This window comes from Pilosibacter rotomagensis, from assembly GCF_045062245.2.
Lineage (GTDB): Bacteria > Bacillota > Clostridia > Lachnospirales > Lachnospiraceae > Pilosibacter.
Map to the genome: position 1 here is coordinate 831,128 of NZ_CM170323.1, position 6,373 is coordinate 837,500.

At 47.1% G+C, this 6,373-nt stretch carries 9 protein-coding genes (1 of these 9 only partly in view); 8 read left to right on the top strand and 1 reads right to left on the bottom strand.

The window, feature by feature from the left end; all coding sequences use genetic code 11:
- Positions 1 to 110: 110 nt before the first annotated feature.
- Together ACI3EW_RS03770 and ACI3EW_RS03775 are read left to right on the top strand one after the other, a co-directional pair.
- A complete protein-coding gene (locus ACI3EW_RS03770; RefSeq protein ID WP_485663291.1) occupies positions 111 to 1,067 on the top strand; it encodes an SIR2 family NAD-dependent protein deacylase in 957 nt (318 codons plus the stop codon).
- Positions 1,068 to 1,128: 61 nt separating this feature from the next.
- Positions 1,129 to 1,965, top strand: coding sequence for an SIR2 family NAD-dependent protein deacylase (locus ACI3EW_RS03775; protein WP_118533514.1), 837 nt, complete (start codon positions 1,129 to 1,131; stop codon positions 1,963 to 1,965).
- Positions 1,966 to 2,243: 278 nt separating this feature from the next.
- Here the strand turns inward: ACI3EW_RS03775 and ACI3EW_RS03780 are convergent, their stop codons facing one another.
- Entirely contained in the window at positions 2,244 to 2,597 is a 354-nt protein-coding gene (locus tag ACI3EW_RS03780) for a winged helix-turn-helix transcriptional regulator (protein WP_118533516.1), read from the bottom strand.
- 154 nt (positions 2,598 to 2,751) lie between these two features.
- Here ACI3EW_RS03780 and ACI3EW_RS03785 point away from each other — a divergent pair, with 154 nt between their 5' ends.
- The 6 genes from ACI3EW_RS03785 to ACI3EW_RS03810 form a co-directional block, all read left to right on the top strand.
- Complete coding sequence (locus ACI3EW_RS03785) at positions 2,752 to 3,255, top strand: flavin reductase family protein (RefSeq protein WP_118533518.1); 504 nt, start codon at positions 2,752 to 2,754, stop codon at positions 3,253 to 3,255.
- 28 nt (positions 3,256 to 3,283) lie between these two features.
- Positions 3,284 to 3,424 (top strand): hypothetical protein, encoded by a 141-nt coding sequence (locus tag ACI3EW_RS03790; RefSeq protein WP_243022383.1) that lies wholly within the window; start codon positions 3,284 to 3,286, stop codon positions 3,422 to 3,424.
- Positions 3,412 to 4,329, top strand: a complete 918-nt coding sequence (locus ACI3EW_RS03795; protein WP_118533520.1) for a radical SAM mobile pair protein B — start codon at positions 3,412 to 3,414, stop codon at positions 4,327 to 4,329. The genes ACI3EW_RS03790 and ACI3EW_RS03795 overlap by 13 nt, the downstream gene beginning before the upstream one ends.
- Before the next feature lie 423 nt (positions 4,330 to 4,752).
- Positions 4,753 to 5,481 carry a DNA/RNA nuclease SfsA gene (gene sfsA / locus ACI3EW_RS03800; RefSeq protein ID WP_485663292.1) on the top strand — a complete coding sequence of 243 codons (729 nt, stop codon included), beginning with the start codon at positions 4,753 to 4,755 and terminating at the stop codon, positions 5,479 to 5,481.
- A gap of 16 nt (positions 5,482 to 5,497) precedes the next feature.
- A complete protein-coding gene (locus tag ACI3EW_RS03805) occupies positions 5,498 to 5,935 on the top strand; it encodes an N-acetyltransferase (protein ID WP_485663293.1) in 438 nt (145 codons plus the stop codon).
- A 249-nt stretch (positions 5,936 to 6,184) separates the two neighbouring features.
- Positions 6,185 to 6,373, top strand: the 5' portion of a protein-coding gene (locus ACI3EW_RS03810; RefSeq protein WP_485663294.1) for a TetR/AcrR family transcriptional regulator. The gene runs 186 nt beyond the window's last position; the window shows 189 of its 375 coding nt (coding positions 1–189); it begins with the start codon at positions 6,185 to 6,187; the stop codon falls past the right edge of the window.

Below are 6,373 nucleotides of genomic sequence, written 5' to 3' on the forward strand. Positions count from 1 at the left end.
TTACTTGATGTTATTTTTATTATAACAGCATATTGACAGTAACGCAAGAGGATGCTAAGATGGTTTGAAGTAAAAATAAAAATAACACCAACTCGAAAGGAATGGTGACAATGAACTTCTATGATGATTTGGTCATGCAGACCCAGATGAATTATTCCAGGCACTATCATATCTATGCTTCCGGCAGTACGCCTTATCAGCTGACTGACAAAAAGCCGCTGCCGTATAGCGAACAGATCGATCGGTTGGTACAGGAGGTAAAGGAAGCTGACTGTGTGGTAGTGGGCGGGGCCTCCGGCCTGTCCGCTGCCGGTGGCGGAAATTTTTACTACGAGGACAACGACTCCTACCGGAAATACTTCCGGCCTTTTGCTGAGAAGTACCACTTCAAAGGTGCTTTTGCAGGGATGATGCACCCCTGGAAGACAAGGGAAGAGTATTGGGGGTATCTCGCCACCTTCCTTCACACCACCCAGACCGCACCTGTGCGTCATCCCTATCTGGATTTAGACGCTTTGCTGAAAGGCAAGGACTTCTTCATCCTCACCACCAACCAGGATACCCAGTTTGTCAAACTCTACCCGGAGGAGAAGGTGGCAGAAATCCAGGGGGATCACCGCTTCTTCCAGTGTGCCGCCTGCTGTACCGATGACACCTGGGATGCGGTAAAGCCGGTGGCTGATATGGTAGCCGCTATGGGGGATGGCACGAAGATTCCCACGGATCTTATTCCACGGTGCCCCCACTGCGGCGGTGAGGCATTCCCCTGGGTGCGGGGATATGGGAATTTCCTGCAAGGAAAAAAATACGAAGAACAGTACGAAAAAATTTCTCGCTATGTGCTGGAACACAAAGACAGTAAGATTCTGTTTCTGGAGCTGGGCGTTGGCCGGATGACTCCCATGTTTATCCAAGAACCTTTCTGGAACATGACCCTCAGCTTTCCTCATGCCCGATATATCGGCGTCAACGATAAGTATGACTTCCTTCCCAAGCAGTTGGAGGACAAGGGCATGACCATTGTGGCCGACATTGCTCAAGTGCTACGGGATGCACGGAAACTCTAGCTGCCCTCCGGCAGGTGCGATCCATTGCAGCAACCATAAAATAGAAAAGGAGCGAACGAATATGATTGATTGGAAACCCATTGCCGAAAAATTCAGAGAAGCGGACGCTATCCTGATCGGGGCCAGTAACGGCCTGTCCATCACCGAAGGCCTGCATTTGTTTGCGGACAATGCGGCCTTTGAAAAACTGTTTGGGGATTTTAAATGGAAGTACGGCCTTGGGTGCATTTTGCAGGGCATGATGGCCGGATGGCCCAACGAGGAGGAAAAGTGGGCCTTCTGGGCACGGCTCATCCATCATTACTGCGGGCAGTACCAGCCTACGCCGATGATGAACGATTTGAAGGCCGTTGTGGGAGAAAAAGATTACTTTGTCGTCACATCAAACGGAGAAGGTCACTTTGAACGGTGTGGTTTCGATTCGACGAAAATCTATGAGATTGAGGGCAACTGGTTTACGATGCAGTGTGCCCGCCCCTGCCACGACACCCTCTATTCAAGTTTAGAGGTGGCCGAAAAATTATCGGCTGCCGAACAGGGCGGCCATGTGCCCGCAGAGTTGGTGCCGCGTTGTCCCAAGTGCGGAGGTCCCATGGACATCCACATGGGCGCGGGTCAGAGAATGATTCCGGATACCGCAGCCCAGGCACGGTTCCAAAACTTTCTGAAAACCTACCACGGGAAGAAACTGGTGGTTTTGGAGCTGGGCATTGGCTGGCGCAATCAGCTGATCAAGGCCCCGATGATGCGCCTGGTGGCCAGCGAGCCAAACGCCACTTATGTGACCATCAATCTGGGTGAGATCTACGTTGCGGACAATATCAAAGAGAAGTCCTTTGGACTGGACGGGCGGCTGGATGAGCTGCTGCCTGCTCTCCGGGAGGCGTGCGAGGCATGACGATTTCGGAGCAGGTTCAAAATGACTATACGAATGCATAAAAAGGTTAAAATCACCGTGCTGCGGACGGAATACTATCAGGAACTGGCAGAACAGTATGCAATTCCTAATCGGGGGGTGTTGCCGCGGGAACACCTTGCCGCCCATTAAGACCTGTTAAGGAAGCCGATAAGATAGATTTGAGTACGGTTTCTTAAAAAAAGCCGGAATTATTTGACAGATCATCAAACCATTCCGGCAACTCTTATATTTGGATGGAATCCTCAAGGATAATTTATTCAAGGGATATACTTCATACCCCACTGAGAGATAGCATAAAAAACAGGCAGGAGATCCCGTCCTTTCTCGGTGAGGGAGTACTCCACTCGCAGAGGCATTTCATTATATTGGATACGCTGAACCAATTCGTCCGCATCCAGCTCCTTCAGGGCGTTGGTCAGAGCTGTGTTGGTAATGGGTTTGAGAACTTTTTTTAGTTCCCCAAACCGCATGGGGCACTTGATACACAGTTCATAGAGAATCTGGAGTTTCCATTTGCCCTGCAGCATTTGAACCACCGGCGTGACCGGGCAGTTTCCATCATCGGTTAGGATGACACTGCCAACCTTTTCTTTGAATTCTTCATAAGTCATAATTGAATCTTTCCTCGTCTTTTACAGTATACTTTTTGATACCAGGTATAAATAATTTGCGTACTTGAACAAAAATTGCTATCAGATATAATAAATATATCACTGGTTGGCTATGCAGTCAACAACTGAAATTTCTTAGAAAGGTCTGAATGACATGAAAGAACTGAACATTATGGAGGCAACTGTTTATACCTCTCCCAACCCGCTGACTTTAATCTGTTCTCTGAATGAGGATGGCACCACCAATCTGGCTCCTATTTGCTTTGTTTCCTATCTCTCCTTCAATCCGCCGATGATTGGATTTGCCGCTGGGAAGCAGTCCCACACTGGCAAGCGTGTGCGTGAGACCGGCAAAGTCATCGTCACTGTTCCCGGTGCGAGTCTGGCTGGCGCGGCAATGGCTTGCGGCGGTTCTACCGGTGCACAGGTCAACAAGGTGGCAGCGAACCATATTGAAATGAAAGCAGTGGAAGGCAGCGACATCCAGATTCCGGCGGACACCCGGCTGGCGATGGTGGCTACCTTGCAGCAGTCGGTGGAGGTGGGCGACCATATCCTGCACATCTGTCAGGTGGACAAGTTCCTGGGCGATGAGGACAAGAAGGGGCTGTATGCCTGGAACGGCTTCGGGAAAGTTGCACCTGCGGCAGAAGGCTAAATCTTAAAACGGTAAGGAGGCATTAGCGGTGGCTGTTTGTATTAAAGACTGCTTCCTTGTATTCATGAAGGAAGATCTGCTTCCTATCATGGGAGAGGCACAGATGGTACAAGAATTTTCCCCGGCGTTTTACCGGGTATTGGAGGAACAGAAGACATGGCGGAAGTAAAAGAGAGCAGCATTCTGATTCAGGATGTAGAAACAAAAAATATTATGACAAAATCCACCCTGCCGGTGGGAGGCTATTCCGTCAATCCTTATGTAGGCTGTACCCATGGCTGCAAATACTGCTACGCCTCGTTTATGAAGCGATTTACCGGGCACACCGAACCGTGGGGTACATTCCTGGATGTGAAACATTGGCCGGCAATCAAAAATCCGCAAAAGTACAAAGGGCAGCGCGTAGTCATCGGTTCAGTGACCGATGGCTATCTGCCCCAGGAGGCTCAGTTTCAGAACACCCGAAAGCTTCTTGAGCAGCTCCGGGGCAGCGAGGCAGAAATTCTCATCTGTACCAAGTCAGACTTGGTAATCCGCGACATCGACCTCCTGAAAGAACTGGGAAAGGTCACAGTTTCCTGGTCGATCAATACGCTGGACGAGGATTTCAAAAACGATATGGACAATGCCGTCAGCATTAAGCGACGGCTGGATGCCATGAAGCAGGTTTATGACGCAGGTATCCGCACCGTATGCTTTATTGCTCCGGTTTTTCCCGGTATCACGGATTTTGAGGCTATCTTCCATCAGGTCAGAAATCAGTGCGACCTGGTATGGCTGGAAAATCTAAACCTGCGAGGCGGATTCAAAAAAGACATCCTTGACTATATACGTAAAAAATTTCCTGACTTGGTTCCGCTGTACGACGCTATCTACAACAAGGGAGACAGAAGCTACTTCCGTGGTTTGGAGGATCAAGCGGAACGGCTGGCGAAAGAAAACAGCTGTCCCTTCGTGGACAACGAGCTGCCCTACGACCGGGCAGAGTCTGGACACCCGGTCATTGTGGATTACTTTTACCATGAGGAAGTGCGTGGCTCGGAAAACACCGGGCGACGCAACCCCAAAAAATAATTTGTGAAATAAAAGGGTTCTGACATGGAGCTGTGCTTCAATGTCAGAACCTTTTTAGCACTGTTTACCCATTCAGAAGTTTTCTTATCCTGACTTCTTACACCATGGAGGAAACAGTCTCCCGGCAGTTCATTCTCAGTGACAAAAGAAAATCGCGGAAAGTGTTCCGGTTGCTCTTATCAAGGCACTGGAATGTGCCGATAAAGGCTATATTTCCCAAGCAGCAGGACATTTTATCCAAATGGCAGTGTGCTTCCAAAGCGTTGACGAAGTCAGTTTAACTAAGTATGATGAAGATATAATTAAACAATGATTTGTCGATCTGCAACGATCACATGCTTTGTTGGAAAATTAACGGGGGTGTTTTTTGAACGAATCAGATAATGCAGAACATTGAAAAGGTTGGAACGAACAGTATGGAAAATGAGGACAGTTCAGAAAGCATTGCCGCTTTCTTGCATTTATGAGAATACCGTTGCAGGCAGCTTCGTCCGCAGGATCAATCGTTTCACAGCGGAGGTTTTGATCGATGGGGAGACAAAGCTGGTTCATGTGAAAAATACGGGGCGTTTGCGGGAGCTTCTGGTGCCGAAAGCGAAGGTGACGCTGCAGAAGACGTTGAATATGAATCGAAAAACGGCATACGATCTGATCTCTGTATACAAGCCAAAGCTAAAATGGGTGAATATTGACAGTCTGGCACCGAATGCTCTGATGAAGCAGCTGTACATGAGCCTGAATTATGATCTTGTGAAGGCAGAATATACTTACGGAGACTCCAGAATTGATTTTTACATGGAAAAAAATGGAGAAAAATTTCTGACGGAAGTGAAGGGCTGTACGCTGGCGGATGATCTGCATCCGGGCATCGGATTGTTTCCGGACGCACCAACGGAGCGGGGGGTAAAACATTTACACGAGCTGACAAAGGCTGCAAAGGAAGGCTGCCATACAGCAATCGCCTTCGTAATTCAGATGAATGGAATTCATCGGGTGCTGCCGAATGAGGCGGCACAGCCGGAGTTTAAGAAGGCGCTTGTGGAGGCTGCAAAGGCAGGTGTTCAGATCGTCTGTTACAGTTGCCATGTGGAAGCTGACAGTATAAAGATCACGGGTGTAACCGAAGATACCTCAAGATTTTTGAATATGTAGGAAATGAAGGATTGCTATGATTAGAAAGTTACGGAAGACAGATATAAATAGAGTCGCTGACATATGGTTAAAGACCAATCTGAAAGCACATTCTTTTATTTCAGAACAATACTGGACAAGTAATTATGAACGAGTGAAAGAAATGCTGCCACAGGCAGAAGTATACGTGTATGAAGATGATAAAATGATTCATGGATTTTTAGGCGTAAGGGATGAATACATTGAAGGTATTTTTGTTTCGGATAAAATGCAGTCACATGGTATAGGCAAAAGTTTGCTGGATTATATCAAGGATAAAAAAGTCAGATTGCAGTTAAACGTATATCAGAAGAATGTCAGGGCAATGTCTTTCTACCAAAGAGAAGGATTTACGATCCAGTCGGAAAGGATGGATGAATTCACCGGCGAAACGGAATATGTAATGAATTGGGAATCAGATTGTGAGGGGGAATAATGTAAATGCGCTTTTTATTGATACATGGAATAGGATTTTTGGGAACTATTTTGTTTTGTGTATCTTATCAGTGTAAAAATAATAAAACACTGTTTCGGGTTCAATTTGTTTCCAGTTTTCTTTTGCCCAACCGTGATCGAAAAGTACAATGTCTACATTGGCTCTTGATAAGTAATCGATCGATAACTATGTTGGAGTAACCGAACGGTTACTTTGCTGAGGAGAACATTATGACTGAAGGAACGGATTTTGAGGATTGCTCTGGAGGTTTTTGCACAGAACGGTTACTTAGGGACATCTATGAATGATATTGCGGGGCAGTTGGGATTTACAAAAGCGGCCCTGTATAAGTACTATTCCAGTAAACAGGAAATTCTTGAGAAGATTGTGGAACAGATGAACAGGATGGACTATGAGCGTGCCGCGGAATATGAAATG